Raw genomic sequence first — 16,317 nt, 5'->3', positions numbered from 1 at the left:
TGGAGAAAGTCTGCGCCCATGCCCGTTTGGCAACAAGGACAATAACCCCACAGATATGGACAATGCCGGCCCATAAAAGCAAAACCCCCTCGCCTTGCGGCAGAGGGGGTTCGGTAGGCGGCAGGCCGGGGAAAAAGGATCAGGGCATGCTCCACGGCTCGAGGGCGTAGCCCTGGCGGCTGATCTGCTCGCGCGACTGAGCCAGTACATCGGCCAGCTGCGCCGGGTCGGCGTAGGTGCGGATATCCAGCTGGGTCTGGCCCAGGCGCTTGTTGGTGCGGTCGATCACGGTCAGGGTGAGCGAACCGGTGCCATCCTGAGGCTGCCAGGCGACGCACTGGAAAGGTTGAAAGGCGCGGCCGGCGATAAGCAGAGCTTCGTTGACGCGGAGCGAGGTGTTCATGGGTCTGTTTCTCCAAGAGTGCCCAATGTGCGATCTGGCCAGCGAAAGCACCTATTGCCGTGGCCTGTGAACAATGGATGTCAAAACCTGACCTTGGAGTCACACGTTGTCGTAAAAACATAGGAATATGTCGCATGCCACCGTTTTTTCAGGGTTTCTCCTCGTGATTGAACGAACGGCCAATGCTCCTATCCTACAAGTGCGGTCCCATCACACAGGAGTGTTCCCCATGGGCTCTACCCTCAGCGGCCTTGTCGGCCTGGTCATCCTCGCCTTGGATATCTGGGCAATCATCAATGTGATCAAAAGTGGCGCGGACATGGGGATCAAGATCCTCTGGGTGCTGCTGATCCTGTTCCTGCCGGTGTTGGGACTGATCATCTGGGCCCTGGCCGGGCCGCGTGGCAATGTCCGACTCTGAAGTTTGTCGCAGCGCAACCCGGAGTTCTGCCCAGTCGCCGTGAACAACGACTGAGCACCATCAACGTGGACTGAAGGAAGCGCGCGGCATTTCTGGACGAGGGCTGTTTGGCCCACCATGCTTGAGCAAGGTGCTCAAGAAGGGATCGCCATGTCGAGCCTGCGCGTGTTGTTTCTGCTGGTGCTGGGCAGCCTGTCCTTCGCAGCCGCTGCCGCGGAGGAGAATTGGCCGCGACTCAGGCTCTGCTATGAGCTGGGTGGCTTGCCGCCCTATACCGGTCCGCCGGAGCAGGCGCCGACGGAGCAACCGGGGTTGATCATCGAACTGATCCAACAGGCCGCGTACCGCACCAAACTGCGCCTGGATCTGCATCAGCAGCCTTGGAAACGCTGCGTGCACGAAGTGCAGAACGGTGTCAGCGATGGCCTGTTCATTGCCGTCTGGCAGCTCGATCGCGATAGCTGGGGGCGCTATCCGGGCCGTGATCCGCAGCAGCAGAGGCCGGTCGATGCGAACCAGCGTCTGTGGCGCGTCGAGTATCCGATTATCGTGCGTCCAGGCGGCGCACTGCAGTGGGACGGTGAGCGTTTCACCGGTATCCGTTATGGGGTTGGCGCGCCGCTGGGCTATGCCACTAGTCAGCGTCTGCGTGAGCTCGGCGTGCTGGCCAGCGAATCCTTGGGGCAGGCTGCGGCGCTCAAGCTGGTAGCGGCGGGGCGTCTGGATGGTTATGTGCTGGAGCGCGAAATTGCCCTGGGGTTGATCGAGCGCCTGCAACTGCAGGGGCAGCTGATGTTTCTGCCCCAGCCACTGCTGAATGCCGACTGGTATCTGCCACTTTCGCACCGCTTCTACATCGCCCACCCCGAGTTGGCCGAGGGGCTCTGGCGCGCCGTGGCCGAGCAACGCGAGCAGCTCGGCGCGGATCTGGCTCGTCGCTATCTGCGCCAGCCTCCGCCCTGAACGAAGCGGCCCGCCACCGCTGTTTGCCTTACTGCTGTGAGGCCACCCGCTGGTGCAACTGCTGCGACAGTTGCTCCAGGCGCTCGCCCAGATCCACCAGCGACTCCTGTGCACTGAGCAGTTCGGCGCTGGCCACGCGCTGACGTTGGCTGGCCTCGCGTTGCGCGCCGCTGTGTTCACGTACCTGGGCCAGTTGGCGATGGGCCTGATCGAGGGCCTGGCTGTGTTCGAGGATGGCGCCGGACAGGTTGGCCGTCAGGGCGGCGTTCTCGGCCAGGGCTTCGCCCACGTCGCTGACCTGCTCGGCACCGGTATTGACGATCTGTTCGGATTGGCCGAGTACGTTCTGCACCGTGTCGGCGGTCTGGTTGCTGCGCTGCGACAGGTTGCGTACTTCATCGGCGACCACGGCGAAACCGCGTCCGTGCTGGCCGGCGCGGGCCGCCTCGATAGCCGCGTTGAGCGCCAGCAGGTTGGTCTGCTGGGCGATGGCGCTGATCATCTGCATGGATTCGGCTATGCGCAGGTTGCTCGCCTGGATCGCCTGCATGCTGCTCTGGGCCTGTTGCATGCGGGTGGCGCAGGCGTTGACCTGGCCGCTGCTGTGCTGGGTGTCCTGGCTCAGCTGCTGCATGTGTGCGGTGCTCTGCGCCAGGCTGTCGAGCACCTCATGTACCGCCAGGTCGAGCTGGTGCATGGCATCGGCCTGCTGCTGCAGATCGCTGTCGATGCCCTGGCAGCGCTGGCGCATGTTGTCCAGCGTGCGGTACAGCTGCTGCGAGAGCTGACGCAGGTCGCTGGCGCTATGGCGCACTTCGTCGAGCAGGTCGGCCAGCTGTCGGCTGCTGGCAGTAGCGGCCTGGTTGACCCGCTCGGCTTCCTGCAGGTGTTGCTGGGCATCGTCCAGCGCCTGCTGGCGTACCCGCGAGCTGTACCACTGCGCCAGCCACACGGTGAGCACCGGCAGCAGGTAGCCCGAGTACTGGTTGAGCATGGCGTCGCGTGGGCTCAGCTCGAAGGCGGGCAGGGCAGCACCGGAGCGGTCCAGGCGGATCAGCCAGAATACGAAGCACAGCTGCAGCAGCGCCCAGAAGGCCGCGCTGCGTCCGCCCACCAGCAGGTAGGCGAAGCCGATCACCACCAGCGGCCAGAAGATATGCGCAGAATGCAGACCGCCCAGGTGGTAGATGAGGATCATCGCGTAGCTGCTGATCAGGGCCATCGACAGGTTGGCCACGCCGCGCGCTGGTAACCAGGCATTGCGCAGGATCAGCAAGACCAGGGGCATGCCGATGATCAGCAGGAACGAGCCCTGCACCAGCGCAGTGTTGCCCAGGCGCCCCCACTTGATACCGCTGTACAGGCCGATGGCCAGGCCGCACAGGCTGAAGAAGGCGAGCATGCGACTGAGCAACTGGTCGCTGTGGTGCTGCTCGGTCTGGGGCATGAAAGTGGCAAGAAGGCCTTGTTGCATGACGGTGGGTTCCGTTTCTTGTGCAGCGCCCTGGCTATTGGCACTGGAGTAGTCGACACGAATGATGGCCAGTGGCCTGCGCCGAGCTTACCCAGTCAAAAGCTCGGCGGCGATCCGTTGACGACGAAACGCTCAAGGTCAGCTCCTCTAGAACGGGGCTTGTAGCAACAAGTGGCCGATCTGGCGGCGACAATGGCGAGAAAGCCTGGCCGTCATTCGGACCAGGCCGCGTACTCGTTGCCGCTGGGGTCGGCGAAATGGAAGCGGCGGCCACCTGGAAAGGCGAACACCGGTTTAACGATGCGCCCGCCGGCATCGCGCACGGCATTCAGGCTGGCGTTGAGGTCGGCGCTGTACAGCACGATCAGCGGGCTGCCGCGGTCGCACTCGAAATCCAGTGGCGAGCGATAGAAGCCGCCGTCGATGCCGGTGCCGAGAAAGCAGCTGTAGTCCGGGCCGTAGTCGGTGAAGGTCCAGCCGAATACCTGGCTGAAGAAGGCCTTGCTCGCGTCGAGCTCGCGACAGGGGATTTCCAGATAGTTGATGCCGTGGTGCTGGTGCATGTGCTGACTCCTTCTGGGTTGTTGTTCCGTTCCTGGCCTTGCAGGCGCTTGCACTTCGACAAAATTTTCACCTGGTGCGCAGAACAATTCGCGGCTTCATACCTTGTAACCGCGTTGGACTTCATCCGTCATGCCCTCCATGGTTCCCCGCTCGTCCTCGACAGCCCCTGTCACCCGCCTGCAACCGGGTGTGGCCAGTCATCTGGCGTTTACCCTGCTCAGCGCCCTGGCACTGATGCTGATGTATTCGCTGCTGCGCCTGGCCTTGCTGTACCACAACAGCGAGCAGATTGGCGATGCCAGCACGGGCGATCTGCTCGAAGCGTTCGGCAACGGTCTGCGTTTCGATCTGCGGGTGGTGGTCTATATCTGCGCGCCCATGTTGTTGGCGCTGCTCAGCACGCGGGCGATGGTCGCGCGGCGGGTGCTGCTGGGCTGGCTGGTTCTCGCGGCCAGCCTGACCTTGCTGCTTGGCGTGGCTGAACTGGATTTCTATCGCGAGTTTCATCAGCGCCTCAACAGCCTGGTGTTCCAGTACCTGCAGGAGGACCTGGGCACCGTATCGAGCATGCTCTGGAACGGCTTCCCGGTTGGGCGCTATCTGCTGGCCTGGGGCCTGGCGACCTTGGCGCTGGTCGGCCTGTTCCACTGGATCGACAAGCTGACCCGGCCAAGCCAGGCGGTGACGCCTCTGGCCTGGTACGGCCGCTTCAGCGTGTTCTTCGTCTGCCTGCTGCTGGCGGTGGTCGCCGCGCGCGGCACGCTCAAGCAGGGCCCGCCGCTGCGCTGGGGTGATGCCTTCACCACCGAGTCGATGTTCGCCAACCACCTGGGCCTGAACGGCATCCTGACCCTGGCCGATGCGGCGAAGAACAGCTTCTCCGAGCATCGCGACAACGCCTGGAAAGCGACCTTGCCGCAAGCCGAAGCGGTGCAGACGGTACGGCAGATGCTGCTGGGCGAGCACGATCAGCTGGTCGACGCGAATAGCGCCGCAGTGCGTCGCGACTTCACCCCGCCGGCGGCGGAAACCCTGCCGGTGCGCAACGTGGTGGTGATCCTGATGGAAAGCTTCGCTGGGCGCTGGGTGGGGGCCTTGGGTAGCGATGCCGGGATCACCCCGAACTTCGACCGCCTGAGCCAGGAAGGCCTGCTGTTCACCCGTTTCTTCTCCAACGGCACCCATACCCACCAGGGCATGTTCGCCACCATGGCCTGCTTTCCCAACCTGCCGGGTTTCGAGTACCTGATGCGTACCCCGGAAGGCAGTCACCAGTTCTCCGGCTTGCCGCAGCTGCTCAGCGCCCGCGGCTACGATGACCTGTACGTCTACAACGGCAACTTCCAGTGGGACAACCAGTCCGGGTTCTTCAGCAACCAGGGTATGCGTCGCTTCATTGGTCGTGAGGATTTCGTCGACCCGGTGTTCATGGACCCGACCTGGGGTGTTTCCGATCAGGACATGTTCGACCGGGGCGCGGCCGAGCTGGCCAAGCTGGACCCGCACAAACCCTTCTATGCGCTGCTGCAGACCCTGTCCAACCATACGCCCTACGCCCTGCCGGAGAATCTGCCGGTGGCCCCGGTCACCGACCAGGGCTCCTACAACGAACACCTGACGGCCATGCGTTATGCCGACTGGGCACTGGGACAGTTCTTCGAGAAGGCCAAGAAGGAGCCTTATTACAAGGACACGCTGTTCGTGGTGCTGGGGGACCATGGCTTCGGCAGTCCTGAGCAACTGACCGAGATGGACCTGTTCCGCTTCAACGTGCCGCTGCTGCTGATCGCGCCGGGGATTCAGGAGAAGTTCGGCGCGCGGCGCGACACCGTGGGCACGCAGATCGACGTGGTGCCGACCATCATGGGCCGCCTCGGGGGCGAGGTCTGCCATCAGTGCTGGGGCCGCGACCTGCTGAGTCTGCCGCAAGGCGATCAGGGCATCGGCGTGATTAAGCCCTCGGGCAGCGACCAGACCGTGGCCGTGGTCAACGGCGACAAGATCCTGGTGCAGCCCAAGGACCAGAAGGCCAAGCTCTATCGCTACCAGCTGGGCGCCGGCGCCAAGGTCGAGGTGCTGGGCAACGATCCGGCCCAGCCGGCGTTGCAGCAGCGCCTGGAAGCCTTCCTGCAGGTCGCCACCCAGAGCCTGCTGCAGAACACCGCGGGGGTGGCCGACCATGCCTCCAGTGCCCGTAACCTAGTGCAGGCCGAGCAGTAGCAGCCTGCTAGTGTCAGCGCCGCTGGTACTGCCGCGGCGCCACGCCTTTCCAGCGCTTGAAGGCATGGATGAAGTTGGACACTTCGCCATAACCCAGGCGCTCGGCAATTTCCTCCAGGCTCAGGCCGCCGGTGCCCAGCAGCTCCTCGGCCAGGGTCTGGCGCACTTCCTCGAGCAGCAGGCGGAAGTTGCTGCCTTCCGCTTCCAGGCGTCGGCGCAGGGTGCGCGAGCTCATGTGCAGGCTGGTAGCCATCTGTTCCATGTCCGGCAGATATCCGGGGCGGCTCAGCAGCTGGTTGCGTATCTGGCCGGCCAGCCCATCGCGCTGGCGGCGCTTGTCCAGTAGTTGCTGGCATTGTGTCTCGCACAGGCTGACCACCTGCGCATTGGCTCCGGGCAAGGGCCGGTCTAGCCACTGGTTGTCGACCACCAGGCGGTTTTCCACCTGGCCGAAGCGCGGGACCACGCCCAGTTCCTGCAGGTACAGGCTGGTGTCGGTCGGCTCTGCCAGGCGCAGGTCGATGCGTTTGAGTATGTGCTGTTGGTCGGTGAGGGCGCGTTGCACGCAGAGCATGCCGGCCAGGTCGCGTTCCAGCAGGAAAGCACGCAAGTCGTCGGGCACGGCGCTGTCGTCGAACAGCAGGTGGGTTTCGTCTCCGTGTTCCTCCAGGTGCATGCCGTGGAAGGCGTAGGTCAGGTCCAGATAGCGCAGACCCAGGCGCGCGGCCTCGCGCCCGTTCGGACTACTGAGCAGGGCGAAGCCCCAGATGCCATAGACGTTGAGTTGGTAGCGGCGCCCAGCCAGGAGGCCGATGCCCGCCCGCTGGCCCAGGTGCCGAACCAGGTTGCGCAACAGTTGCAGCTCCTGCTCAGCGCTCACTTCGGCGCCGGGTTCGCCGAGCACCTGCCAGTCCAGCCCGGTGGCGTCCAGGCAGGCATCCAGAGCAAGCCCCTGGTCAAGGCCGAACTGGGTCAGTAGCTGCACGCTGATGGCGCTGCGTCGTACCGGATTGCGGGTCGTGCCTGGCATGAGGGTTTGTCCGAAAGTCACAATTTATTGACCGACTATGCCATAAACCTCTGCCGCAAGAGTGCTTAGCATCCGTGCATTCGCGATACTCGCGGTACACGGAGATAACAATGCCTAACAAGACTCCTGAAACGGCACCCCTGCGCGTGCTGATCATCGGCGCCGGCTTTGCCGGGCTGGGCCTGGCCATGCGTCTACGCCAGCAGGGCGTGGATGACTTCCTGATCCTCGAGAAGGGCAGCGAACCCGGTGGCACCTGGCGCGACAACAGCTATCCCGGCGCTGCCTGCGATGTGCCGTCGCACCTGTATTCCTTCTCCTTCGAGCCTAAGACCGATTGGACCCGGCGCTACGCCCCGCAGGCGGAAATCTTCGCCTATGTGCGGCAGTGCATCGACAACTACGGGTTGCAGCCGAAGATTCGCGTTAACAGTGAAGTGGCCCAGGCCAGGTTCGATGAGCTGGCCGCGCTGTGGCGGGTGACTACCACCGATGGTGCCAGCTTCAGTGCGCGGGCCCTGGTCAGTGCCTGCGGCCAACTCAACCGGCCGCTGTATCCGCAGATTCCTGGCGTGGAACGCTTCGCCGGGGAAAGCTTCCACTCGGCGCGTTGGCACCATGACCTCGACCTGAGCGGCAAGCGCGTGGCGGTAATCGGCACTGGCGCCAGCGCCATTCAGTTCGTGCCGCAAATCGTGCCGAAGGTCAAACAGCTGACCCTGTTCCAGCGCACGCCGGCCTATGTGCTGGCCAAGCCGGATCGCGCCTACAGCCGTTTCGAACTGGCGTTGATGCAGCGCTGGCCGTGGACGCAGAAGCTCGACCGTGGCCTGCAATACCTCTATCACGAGGCCCGTGGCGTGGCCTTCTTCGTGCTACCAGGATTGATGAAGCTGATGCGCGGCAGTTTTCTGCGCCATCTCGCACGCCAGGTCGACGATGCTGGTTTGCGCGCCAAACTGACCCCGGACTATCCGATGGGCTGCAAGCGCATCCTGATCAGCAACGACTACTACCCGGCGCTGGCGCAGCCGCAGGTGGCGGTGGTCAACGAGGCCATTCGCGAAGTCAGCGAGCACGGGGTGATCACTGCCGACGGTCGCGAACACGCTGCCGACGTGCTGATCTACGGCACCGGCTTCGCCGCCAGCGACTTCCTGGCGCCGATGCAGATTCGCGGGCTCGGCGGGCTGGACCTGAACCAGGCCTGGAAGGACGGCGCCGAGGCCTACAAGGGCATCAGCGTCAACGGCTTCCCCAACTTGTTCATCCTCTATGGGCCGAACACCAACCTGGGGCACAACTCGATCATCTACATGCTGGAAAGCCAGTTCCCCTACGTGCTGGCCTGCCTGGACAAGCTCGACCAGGGGGTGCGCTACCTGGATGTGCGCAAGCCGGTGCAGGACGCCTGGAACCAGCGGGTGCAGCACGCCATCGAGCACTCGGTGTGGGAGCAGGGCTGCAGCAGCTGGTACAAGAACGCCGCCGGCAAGCACACCAACAACTGGTCTGGCTTCACCTTCAGCTACCGTCGGCATACCCGGCAGCCGGACTGGAGCGCCTATGACCTGGTCCGTTGAACTCTCTGCGCCTTCTGGGCTTGGGCAGCGCCTGCTCAGCGGAGTGCTGCGCGGGGCAGTGTGGCTGCTGGCGCGGGGCGGGCTGCGCCCTGGCGTCAACGTCAGGGCCCAGCGTCGCCTGCTGTGGCTGGGCACGCGGCTGGGCAAGGTGGCCGGCGGAGTGCGGGTCGAGCCCGGCGTACTGGGCGGGGTGCCGTGTGAATGGCTGCGGCCGGCCGCGGACAACGGCTGGGTGCTGCTGTACCTGCACGGCGGGGCGTTCATCGCCGGCTCGCCGCAGACCCACCGCAGCCTGACCAGTCACCTGGCCCGCGCGGCGGGTGTGAGCCTGTGTGCGCTGGATTACCGCCTGGCCCCGGAGCAGCCATTCCCGGCCGCTCGCGACGATGCCCTGGCGGCCTACCGTGCCTTGCTGGCGCAAGGCCTGGCGGCCGATCGCATCGTTATCGCCGGCGATTCGGCCGGCGGCAACCTGACTCTGGCCTGTGCATTGCGCTTGCGTGAACTGGGCCTGCCGCTGCCGGTTGCGCTGGTGTGCTTCTCGCCGTTCACCGATCTCAGTGGTGACAACCTGCATCAGCCGCCTGGCGGCGATCCGCTGATTCAACCCGCATGGCTGCGCCAGGGTGCGCGGGCCTACTGTCCGCCAGGCCAGGATTGGCGGGCTCCTGAGGTTTCGCCGCAGTATGCCGAGCTGCACGGCTTGCCGCCCTTGCTGGTGCAGGTCGGCGAGGACGAAGTCCTGCTGCGCCAGAGCCAGTTGCTGGCCGAGCGGGCGCGGGCTGCGGGCGTGGATTGCCGCCTGGAGCTGTATCGCCGGCAGTGGCATGTGTTCCAGATCAATTGCGGTCTGTTGGCCAGCGCCGATCTGGCGTTGCAGCGGGTCGTCGAGTTTATTCGCCAACGAGGTTGTCCATGAACACCATTCTGATCACGGGGGCGGCTTCCGGTATCGGCGCGGCCACGGCGCGGCTGTTCCATGCGCGCGGCTGGCAAGTCGGTCTGCTGGATATCAATCACCTGGCGCTGGCCGAGCTGGCTGCCGAGCTGGGCGGGGTCTGGCACGCGGAGCTGGATGTGGGCGATGCCGGCGCGGTGCGCGAGGCGCTGCAGGACTTCTGCAGCCTGCACGGCGGGCGCCTGCGCCTGCTGTTCAACTGCGCCGGGATTCTGCGTTTCGGCCACTTCGAGGACATCGCGCTGGATGAGCACGCGCGCATCCTGCAGATCAACGTGCTCGGCCTGCTGCAGATGACCCACGCGGCATTTCCTTACCTCAAGGGCACGCCGGGCGCCCAGGTGATCAACATGGGTTCGGCTTCCGGGTTGTACGGCACGCCGCACATGGCCAGCTACTCGGCCTCGAAGTTCGCCGTGCGTGGCCTGACCGAGGCCCTGGAGTTGGAGTGGCAGCGCCATGGCATCCGCGTTGGCGACCTGATGCCGCCATTCGTGCGCACGCCCATGGTCGCCCAGCAGAGTTTCGAGCCTCCGGCGTTGCGTCGTATGGGCGTCAAACTGGCTGCCGAGGATATTGCCGCCGCCGTCTGGCAACAGGCGCAGCACGCCAAGGTGCATCGGCCGATCCATTGGCTGTTCAAGCTGATGTACTGGTCCGGCCAGGTTTCGCCACCGGCGCTGAGCCGGCTGCTGATGGGCTGGATCAGCCGCGACTAGGTGCGGTTCACAGCTGCCCGTTGCCCAGGCAAGCCTGGCCGCCCGTCGCCACAGCCGCCGCCGGTGGTCAGAGTGCCAGCAGGCTGGCGAATCAACCGCTACCCTGAAGAGGCGGCAGTTTCGGCTCGGCATTCGCGGGCCGGCTGCCGACGGGCCAAGCCCGTTCATGACAGACCAGGCAGCACCTGCCTGGTTCTCGGGCGGCACCGCAAGGTGTCGCGAGGTCGTCACGTATCGGCGACCGCGGTCGATCCATCGCCTGAGAGGAGGTCGCAACATGAGCACAGCCTTCCAAGATGATGTCAGCAGTAATGTTCTGCGCCGCATGAAAGAGGGCGGTTTCGATTTCGCCCGTGTCCATCCTATCGAGTTCTACGCCATCTTCCCGGATGAGGCCCGGGCCAGAGCGGCAGCTGGGCAGTTCCGAGGTGAATCGCTGAATGCTCAGGTAAGTGTGCGTGACGATGGTGCCTGGCACCTGCAGGTGAGCAAGGTGATGTATGCCACCTATGTGGGTATCGGCAGTTTCGAGCAGGATCTGGAAGCCCTGGTAGGGCCGCTCGGCGGTGTGCTGGACGGCTGGGGGGTGACTCAGGAAGTACGCCTGGGGGCGCAGTTGGCGAGCGCTCCCTGAGCGTTGCAGACGCCGGCCAATCTTCGGATTGGTCGGCCAAATTCCCTTCGGATCAGGTTTCGGTGCGCTGCTGCAGCGCTTCGAGGTAGGCGGTCACGTCCGGCGCACCGGCCAGGCGCAAGCCTTCGCCCAGTGCATTGGCTTCCGGGGAATCTTTGGGTAGCAGGAGGAACTCCGGGGCATCTGGGTAGCGCAGCAGTGACAGGCGGGCATAGGGCAGACCGTGATCGAGCAGCAGGCCCATGAACGCTGGTTCGCTCCAGGCCTGCACGGGCATGGCCAGCATATGGTAGCGCTGGCGCAATTCGGCCAGGCCGCTGGCACTCAGACGGTAACGTATCAGCTCGGCGGGCAGGGTGACTTCCAGGCCGCGCAGGCGTGCGTAGGCAATGGCGCAGGCAAAGGCTTCGCCCTGTTGCTCGCCGGCCCAGAACAGGCGCTCGCCATACCAGCTGGCCTGACGCAACTCGACCGCTTCGGCGGCGAGAAAGCGCGGCATGGCCTGGCTGATGGTCTTGAGAAAGTCCTTGTAACTGATGATGCGCACGCTGCGCCCGAGAGGGCAGGCGGCTACTTCCTCGAAGCTGGCCAGGGTGCTGTCCAGGCTCGGCGGCGGGCTGCACAAGCCGTCGATCCGGCGCAGGTCGAAATCGTCCACATGCAGGCATTCGCGTTCGACCACGCCCATCAGCACCGCACGGGCCGCGGCCTTGTCTTCCTGTACCGGGCCGGAGAGGGCATCGCGCGGCAGATCGACCAGGCGCTGCAGGGGCGGGCCCGCCTGCCACCAGACGCTTGCTACTGGTTCCGGCAACACCCTGAACGGCAGGCGCAGATTGCGCGCGCGCTCGAACACCAGCCGTGCGACGCGACCGCTCAGCCCCAGGCGCTGGGCCAGGGCCGAGAGGCGTGATGCCAGACTGGAAGGGGATTCGGAAAGACTCATGACCCGCAGGATACTCCCGGTACTACCGCGTCAGTGTGGCAGAGCTGTCGCCACCTCGCACTGCTCAGCGGGCAGGTTGCCGGCACGCGCCTGGGCGTCCGTGTCGTAGTCTGTGGCAAAATGTTGCCATTCATTGTCGAGGGTGCCTCCATGCTCAGCCTGGTGCTGGATATCGCGCTGTCTGCGGAACGTTTCCTGGCGGTTTACCAAGGGCGCGCCAATCGGGTTCTGTTATATAGCCGCGATGGCCGCAAGGTCAGCTTGCCGGCTCATCATCTGCGTCCTTTCCTGCGCCACGACGGCATACATGGCGTGTTCGAGCTCGAATTCAGCACGGCCGGAGAACTGCTCGACCTGCGTCAGCTGCAATGATTGCGCAAACGGCTCCCTTATTACTCCCTTGCCTCGCCGTCGGCTAGTGCTGGCGGCTATAATCGCGCCCTGTTTACCACTGTCACCCTATCCGAGCCGACCCGCCCATGTACGACCTGGCCCGCGCGCTGCTGTTCCGCCTCGCTCCTGAAACGTCCCACGAACTGTCCATCGACCTAATCGGCGCTGGCGGTCGTCTGGGCCTCAACGGCCTGCTGTGCAAGGCTCCGGTCAGTCTGCCGGTACAGGTGATGGGGCTGCAGTTCGACAACCCCGTAGGCCTGGCCGCCGGCCTGGACAAGAATGGCGACGCCATCGACGGCTTTGCCCAGCTCGGCTTCGGCTTCGTTGAGATTGGCACCGTCACCCCGCGCCCGCAGCCGGGCAACCCCAAGCCACGCCTGTTCCGTCTGCCGGAAGCCAGCGCCATCATCAACCGCATGGGTTTCAACAACCATGGCGTCGACCATCTGTTGGCGCGGGTTGCCGCAGCTAAATACAAGGGTGTGCTGGGCATCAATATCGGCAAGAACTTCGACACCCCGGTCGAGCGGGCGGTGGACGACTACCTCATCGGCCTGGACAAGGTCTATGCCCACGCCAGCTATGTCACCGTCAACGTCAGCTCGCCCAACACTCCGGGGCTACGCAGCCTGCAGTTCGGCGACCAGCTCAAGCAGTTGCTGGAAGCGCTGCGCCAGCGCCAGGAAGACCTGACCGAGCAACATGGCAAGCGCGTGCCGCTGGCGATCAAGATCGCCCCGGACATGAGCGATGAGGAAACCGTGCAGGTGGCTCAGGCGCTGGTCGAGACGGGCATGGATGCGGTCATCGCCACCAACACCACTCTGGGCCGCGAGGGCGTGGAGAACCTGCCGTTCGGCAATGAGGCGGGTGGCCTGTCCGGTGCGCCGGTACGCGACAAGAGCACCCACACCGTGCGCGTATTGGCCAGCGAGCTGCAGGGTCGTCTGCCGATCATCGCGGTGGGCGGCATCACCGAAGGTGCGCATGCGGCTGAGAAGATCGCCGCAGGAGCCAGCCTGGTGCAGATCTATTCGGGTTTTATCTACAAGGGGCCGGCGCTGATTCGCGAGGCGGTGGACGCCATCGCCGCGCTGCCCAAGGCCTAGGCAATAAAAAGGGCCCCTGAGGGGCCCTCGGGCTCTCGCCCACCGCCCGGATGGGACGGTCTGGTGAAGTCTGTGGTCGGCTCAGCCGACAGCGTGAAGTTCGTTGAGTCTGTGGATGCCAGCGGTGCCGGTCAGTCCGTCCCAGTTGTCGCCGCGCCCTTCGCGCCAGCCATTGATCCAGGCTTGCCGTACGGACGGGTGGGTGAAAGGACACATGTCGCGGGATTTGCCATGAATGCCGTGCTGATAACCGCGTAGAAAAGCTCGTTCCAACGGATCACGCTTAAGTCTTCTCATCGGGTGTTGCCCTCACTGTTGACTGTTATGTCCCGTTGGCCCCTTGCCGGGGCCGGGCAGAAAAGCCTCTGCCAGTGGGGCCCGCTGCCGGCGTGGCGGGCCACCTGCCAGCACCATTGCGGTGCCGGCCTGAGTTGATTTCTAACGAATGCGTTACACCCTGTGAATGATCGTTTTGTCATAAGGGCGTAACGCGAATAGGGCAGGAGCCATAAGCTAGTGTTGATGGGTAGGCCCTAACGGGCTGCGGCCCAGCGCTGGTGCAGGGCCTCGTCCCTATCTCATTGCGAATGGCTCGCGTCTGCGAGCCCCGTTTATTCCGACGAAGGGTCGCCTTGCGGCACTGCGTCGCACCGGGTGGCCGATAAGCCACCGTTACAGATGGAAGCCCCATGTCCGATCGCTACGAACTGATCCTGACCTGCCCCAAGAGCCTTGAAAGCCTGCTGGCCGAGGAGGCCGCCAACCTCGGCCTGGAGGAGGTGCGCGAACAGACCGCCGCCGTGCGTGGCTTCGCGCCTATCGAGGTGGGCTACCGTCTGTGCCTCTGGTCGCGCCTGGCCAACCGTGTGCTGCTGGTGCTGCGGCGCTTCCCGGTGGCCAATGCCGAAGACCTCTACCAGGGTGTGCTGGCGGTCGACTGGGCCGAGCATCTGGACCCGGCCGGTACCCTGGCGGTTGAGTTCAGCGGCCACGGCAGCGGGATCGACAACACCCACTTCGGTGCGCTCAAGGTCAAGGACGCCGTCGTCGACAAGTTGCGTACGCCGGCCGGTACCCGCCCGTCGATCGACAAGGTCGACCCTGATCTGCGCATCCACCTGCGCCTGGACCGTGGCGAAGCGGTGCTGTCGCTGGACCTCTCCGGGCACAGCCTGCACCAGCGTGGCTACCGCCTGCAGCAGGGCGCGGCGCCGCTGAAGGAGAACCTGGCTGCGGCCATCCTGATCCGCGCCGGCTGGGCGCGCATCGCCGCCGAGGGCGGGGCCCTGGCCGACCCCATGTGCGGTGTCGGTACTTTCCTGGTGGAGGCGGCGATGATGGCCGCCGACCAGGCGCCGAACCTGCGTCGCGAACGCTGGGGCTTCAGCAACTGGCTGGGTCATGTGCCGGCGTTGTGGAAGAAGCTGCATGCCGAGGCCGAGCAACGCGCCGCCGAGGGCCTGGCCAAGCCACCGCTGTGGATTCGCGGCTACGAGGCCGATCCGCGCCTGATCCAGCCGGCGCGCAACAACATCGAGCGGGCCGGCCTGGGCGAGTGGGTCAAGCTGTACCAGGGCGAACTGGCCACCTTCGAGCCGCGTCCGGACAAGAACCAGACCGGCCTGATCATCAGCAACCCACCCTATGGCGAGCGCCTGGGTGATGAGGCTAGCCTGCTCTATCTCTACCAGAACCTTGGCGAGCGCCTGCGCCAGAGTTGCCTGAACTGGGAGGCTGCGGTGTTCACCGGGGCGCCGGAACTGGGCAAACGCATGGGCCTGCGTAGCCACAAGCAGTACGCCTTCTGGAACGGCGCACTGCCGTGCAAGCTGCTGCTGTTCAAGGTGCTGCCCGAGCAGTTCGTGACTGGCGAACGACGCCAGGCGGCGGGTGAGGAACGAGCGGCACAGTCGCCGTCCGTGGCCGCCGAGCCGGCGCGCCTGTCCGAAGGCGGGCAGATGTTCGCCAATCGCCTACAGAAGAACCTCAAGAGCCTGGGCAAGTGGGCGAAGAAGGCCGGCATCGAATGCTATCGCCTGTACGACGCCGATATGCCGGAGTACGCCCTGGCCATCGACCTGTACCGCGACTGGGTGCATGTGCAGGAATACGCGCCGCCGCGCTCCATCGACCCGGAGAAGGCCCTGGCGCGCCTGCTCGACGCCCTGGCGGCCATCCCGGTGGCGCTGGGTATCTCGCCCGACAAGGTGGTGATCAAGCGTCGTGAGCGCCAGAGCGGCACCAAACAGTACGAGCGCCAGGCGACCCAGGGGCAATTCATGGAAGTTACCGAGGGCGGCGTGCGCCTGCTGGTCAACCTTACCGACTACCTGGACACCGGGCTGTTCCTTGACCACCGCCCGCTGCGCCTGCGCATCCAGCAGGAGGCGGCCGGCAAGCGCTTCCTCAACCTGTTCTGCTACACCGCCACCGCCACCGTGCACGCGGCCAAGGGCGGCGCGCGCAGCACCACCAGCGTCGATTTGTCGAAAACCTACCTGGACTGGGCGCGGCGCAACCTGGCGCTCAACGGCTATTCCGACAAGCAGCGCCTGGAGCAGGGCGATGTGATGGCCTGGCTGGAGGCCGATCGCGGCGAGTACGACCTGATCTTCATCGACCCGCCGACCTTCTCCAACTCCAAGCGCATGGAAGGCGTGTTCGACGTGCAGCGCGACCACGGCCGCCTGCTCGACCTGGCCATGGCCCGCCTGGCGCACGGCGGCGTGCTGTACTTCTCCAACAACTTCCGCAAGTTCCAGTTCGATGCCGACCTGGCCGAGCGTTATGCGGTGGAAGAGATCAGTGCCACGACGCTGGATCAGGACTTCGCCCGCAACCCGAAGATCCATCGAGTCTGGCGCCTGACCGCCAAGGGCTGAGGCCGGCTTCAGGAC

General features: G+C 64.9%; 16 protein-coding genes. 10 read left to right on the top strand and 6 right to left on the bottom strand.

What is annotated here, in order from left to right; translation table 11 throughout:
* Window positions 1-139 precede the first annotated feature (139 nt).
* On the bottom strand, window positions 140-403 hold the full coding sequence (locus AYB31_RS04090) for a hypothetical protein (RefSeq protein WP_068826062.1): 264 nt from the start codon (window positions 401-403) through the stop codon (window positions 140-142).
* A 229-nt stretch (window positions 404-632) separates the two neighbouring features.
* Between AYB31_RS04090 and AYB31_RS04085 the strand changes: the two genes are divergently transcribed.
* Window positions 633-824: a PLDc N-terminal domain-containing protein gene (locus tag AYB31_RS04085; RefSeq protein WP_068826060.1), complete on the top strand. Its 192-nt coding sequence runs from the start codon at window positions 633-635 to the stop codon at window positions 822-824.
* A gap of 150 nt (window positions 825-974) precedes the next feature.
* On the top strand, window positions 975-1,787 hold the full coding sequence (locus tag AYB31_RS04080; RefSeq protein ID WP_068826058.1) for a substrate-binding periplasmic protein: 813 nt from the start codon (window positions 975-977) through the stop codon (window positions 1,785-1,787).
* Between the two features lie 28 nt (window positions 1,788-1,815).
* Here AYB31_RS04080 and AYB31_RS22225 read toward each other — a convergent pair whose 3' ends face one another.
* A complete protein-coding gene (locus AYB31_RS22225) occupies window positions 1,816-2,358 on the bottom strand; it encodes a methyl-accepting chemotaxis protein (RefSeq protein WP_442961793.1) in 543 nt (180 codons plus the stop codon).
* 1,115 nt (window positions 2,359-3,473) lie between these two features.
* Complete coding sequence (locus tag AYB31_RS04070) at window positions 3,474-3,824, bottom strand: VOC family protein (protein WP_068826054.1); 351 nt, start codon at window positions 3,822-3,824, stop codon at window positions 3,474-3,476.
* Window positions 3,825-3,963: 139 nt separating this feature from the next.
* Between AYB31_RS04070 and AYB31_RS04065 the strand changes: the two genes are divergently transcribed.
* Entirely contained in the window at window positions 3,964-6,045 is a 2,082-nt protein-coding gene (locus tag AYB31_RS04065) for an LTA synthase family protein (protein ID WP_153020648.1), read from the top strand.
* Window positions 6,046-6,058: 13 nt separating this feature from the next.
* On the opposite strand, the gene AYB31_RS04060 is transcribed toward AYB31_RS04065, so the two are convergent.
* Complete coding sequence (locus AYB31_RS04060) at window positions 6,059-7,075, bottom strand: AraC family transcriptional regulator (RefSeq protein WP_068826051.1); 1,017 nt, start codon at window positions 7,073-7,075, stop codon at window positions 6,059-6,061.
* A 110-nt stretch (window positions 7,076-7,185) separates the two neighbouring features.
* On the opposite strand from AYB31_RS04060, the gene AYB31_RS04055 reads away from it, so the two are divergent.
* From AYB31_RS04055 to AYB31_RS04040, 4 genes are all read left to right on the top strand, one after another.
* Window positions 7,186-8,658: a flavin-containing monooxygenase gene (locus AYB31_RS04055; protein ID WP_068826049.1), complete on the top strand. Its 1,473-nt coding sequence runs from the start codon at window positions 7,186-7,188 to the stop codon at window positions 8,656-8,658.
* Window positions 8,642-9,577, top strand: coding sequence for an alpha/beta hydrolase (locus tag AYB31_RS04050; RefSeq protein ID WP_068826043.1), 936 nt, complete (start codon window positions 8,642-8,644; stop codon window positions 9,575-9,577). Before AYB31_RS04055 ends, AYB31_RS04050 begins: the two co-directional genes overlap by 17 nt.
* Window positions 9,574-10,335, top strand: coding sequence for an SDR family oxidoreductase (locus tag AYB31_RS04045; protein WP_068826041.1), 762 nt, complete (start codon window positions 9,574-9,576; stop codon window positions 10,333-10,335). The genes AYB31_RS04050 and AYB31_RS04045 overlap by 4 nt, the downstream gene beginning before the upstream one ends.
* 277 nt (window positions 10,336-10,612) lie before the next feature.
* The gene (locus AYB31_RS04040; RefSeq protein WP_068826040.1) at window positions 10,613-10,969 is read left to right on the top strand and encodes a ribonuclease E inhibitor RraB; all 357 of its coding nucleotides are present in this window, start codon (window positions 10,613-10,615) and stop codon (window positions 10,967-10,969) included.
* Window positions 10,970-11,021: 52 nt separating this feature from the next.
* On the opposite strand, the gene AYB31_RS04035 is transcribed toward AYB31_RS04040, so the two are convergent.
* Complete coding sequence (locus AYB31_RS04035; protein WP_068826038.1) at window positions 11,022-11,915, bottom strand: DUF6685 family protein; 894 nt, start codon at window positions 11,913-11,915, stop codon at window positions 11,022-11,024.
* Between the two features lie 150 nt (window positions 11,916-12,065).
* On the opposite strand from AYB31_RS04035, the gene AYB31_RS04030 reads away from it, so the two are divergent.
* Both AYB31_RS04030 and AYB31_RS04025 read left to right on the top strand, forming a co-directional pair.
* Complete coding sequence (locus AYB31_RS04030; protein ID WP_068826798.1) at window positions 12,066-12,287, top strand: DUF2835 domain-containing protein; 222 nt, start codon at window positions 12,066-12,068, stop codon at window positions 12,285-12,287.
* A gap of 107 nt (window positions 12,288-12,394) precedes the next feature.
* A complete protein-coding gene (locus AYB31_RS04025) occupies window positions 12,395-13,420 on the top strand; it encodes a quinone-dependent dihydroorotate dehydrogenase (RefSeq protein ID WP_068826036.1) in 1,026 nt (341 codons plus the stop codon).
* Between the two features lie 81 nt (window positions 13,421-13,501).
* Here the strand turns inward: AYB31_RS04025 and rmf are convergent, their stop codons facing one another.
* Window positions 13,502-13,717, bottom strand: a complete 216-nt coding sequence (gene rmf, locus AYB31_RS21015) for a ribosome modulation factor (protein WP_082805191.1) — start codon at window positions 13,715-13,717, stop codon at window positions 13,502-13,504.
* A 392-nt stretch (window positions 13,718-14,109) separates the two neighbouring features.
* On the opposite strand from rmf, the gene rlmKL reads away from it, so the two are divergent.
* Entirely contained in the window at window positions 14,110-16,302 is a 2,193-nt protein-coding gene (gene rlmKL, locus AYB31_RS04020) for a bifunctional 23S rRNA (guanine(2069)-N(7))-methyltransferase RlmK/23S rRNA (guanine(2445)-N(2))-methyltransferase RlmL (protein WP_068826035.1), read from the top strand.
* The last annotated feature ends 15 nt before the right edge of the window (window positions 16,303-16,317 follow it).

Source organism: Pseudomonas sp. BMS12, assembly GCF_001592875.1.
Taxonomy (GTDB): domain Bacteria; phylum Pseudomonadota; class Gammaproteobacteria; order Pseudomonadales; family Pseudomonadaceae; genus Aquipseudomonas.
This window is presented reverse-complemented; position numbering and strand designations above follow the sequence as displayed.

Coding starts and splice junctions, on each gene's coding strand:
- AYB31_RS04080 (WP_068826058.1), top strand. CDS start 975: ATGTCGAGCCTGCGCGTGTTGTTTCTGCTGGTGCTGGGCAGCCTGTCC.
- AYB31_RS04085 (WP_068826060.1), top strand. CDS start 633: ATGGGCTCTACCCTCAGCGGCCTTGTCGGCCTGGTCATCCTCGCCTTG.
- rlmKL (WP_068826035.1), top strand. CDS start 14,110: ATGTCCGATCGCTACGAACTGATCCTGACCTGCCCCAAGAGCCTTGAA.
- rmf (WP_082805191.1), bottom strand. CDS start 13,717: ATGAGAAGACTTAAGCGTGATCCGTTGGAACGAGCTTTTCTACGCGGT.
- AYB31_RS04050 (WP_068826043.1), top strand. CDS start 8,642: ATGACCTGGTCCGTTGAACTCTCTGCGCCTTCTGGGCTTGGGCAGCGC.
- AYB31_RS04065 (WP_153020648.1), top strand. CDS start 3,964: ATGGTTCCCCGCTCGTCCTCGACAGCCCCTGTCACCCGCCTGCAACCG.
- AYB31_RS04035 (WP_068826038.1), bottom strand. CDS start 11,915: ATGAGTCTTTCCGAATCCCCTTCCAGTCTGGCATCACGCCTCTCGGCC.
- AYB31_RS04040 (WP_068826040.1), top strand. CDS start 10,613: ATGAGCACAGCCTTCCAAGATGATGTCAGCAGTAATGTTCTGCGCCGC.
- AYB31_RS04055 (WP_068826049.1), top strand. CDS start 7,186: ATGCCTAACAAGACTCCTGAAACGGCACCCCTGCGCGTGCTGATCATC.
- AYB31_RS04045 (WP_068826041.1), top strand. CDS start 9,574: ATGAACACCATTCTGATCACGGGGGCGGCTTCCGGTATCGGCGCGGCC.
- AYB31_RS22225 (WP_442961793.1), bottom strand. CDS start 2,358: ATGCAACAGGCCCAGAGCAGCATGCAGGCGATCCAGGCGAGCAACCTG.
- AYB31_RS04060 (WP_068826051.1), bottom strand. CDS start 7,075: ATGCCAGGCACGACCCGCAATCCGGTACGACGCAGCGCCATCAGCGTG.
- AYB31_RS04025 (WP_068826036.1), top strand. CDS start 12,395: ATGTACGACCTGGCCCGCGCGCTGCTGTTCCGCCTCGCTCCTGAAACG.
- AYB31_RS04070 (WP_068826054.1), bottom strand. CDS start 3,824: ATGCACCAGCACCACGGCATCAACTATCTGGAAATCCCCTGTCGCGAG.
- AYB31_RS04030 (WP_068826798.1), top strand. CDS start 12,066: ATGCTCAGCCTGGTGCTGGATATCGCGCTGTCTGCGGAACGTTTCCTG.
- AYB31_RS04090 (WP_068826062.1), bottom strand. CDS start 403: ATGAACACCTCGCTCCGCGTCAACGAAGCTCTGCTTATCGCCGGCCGC.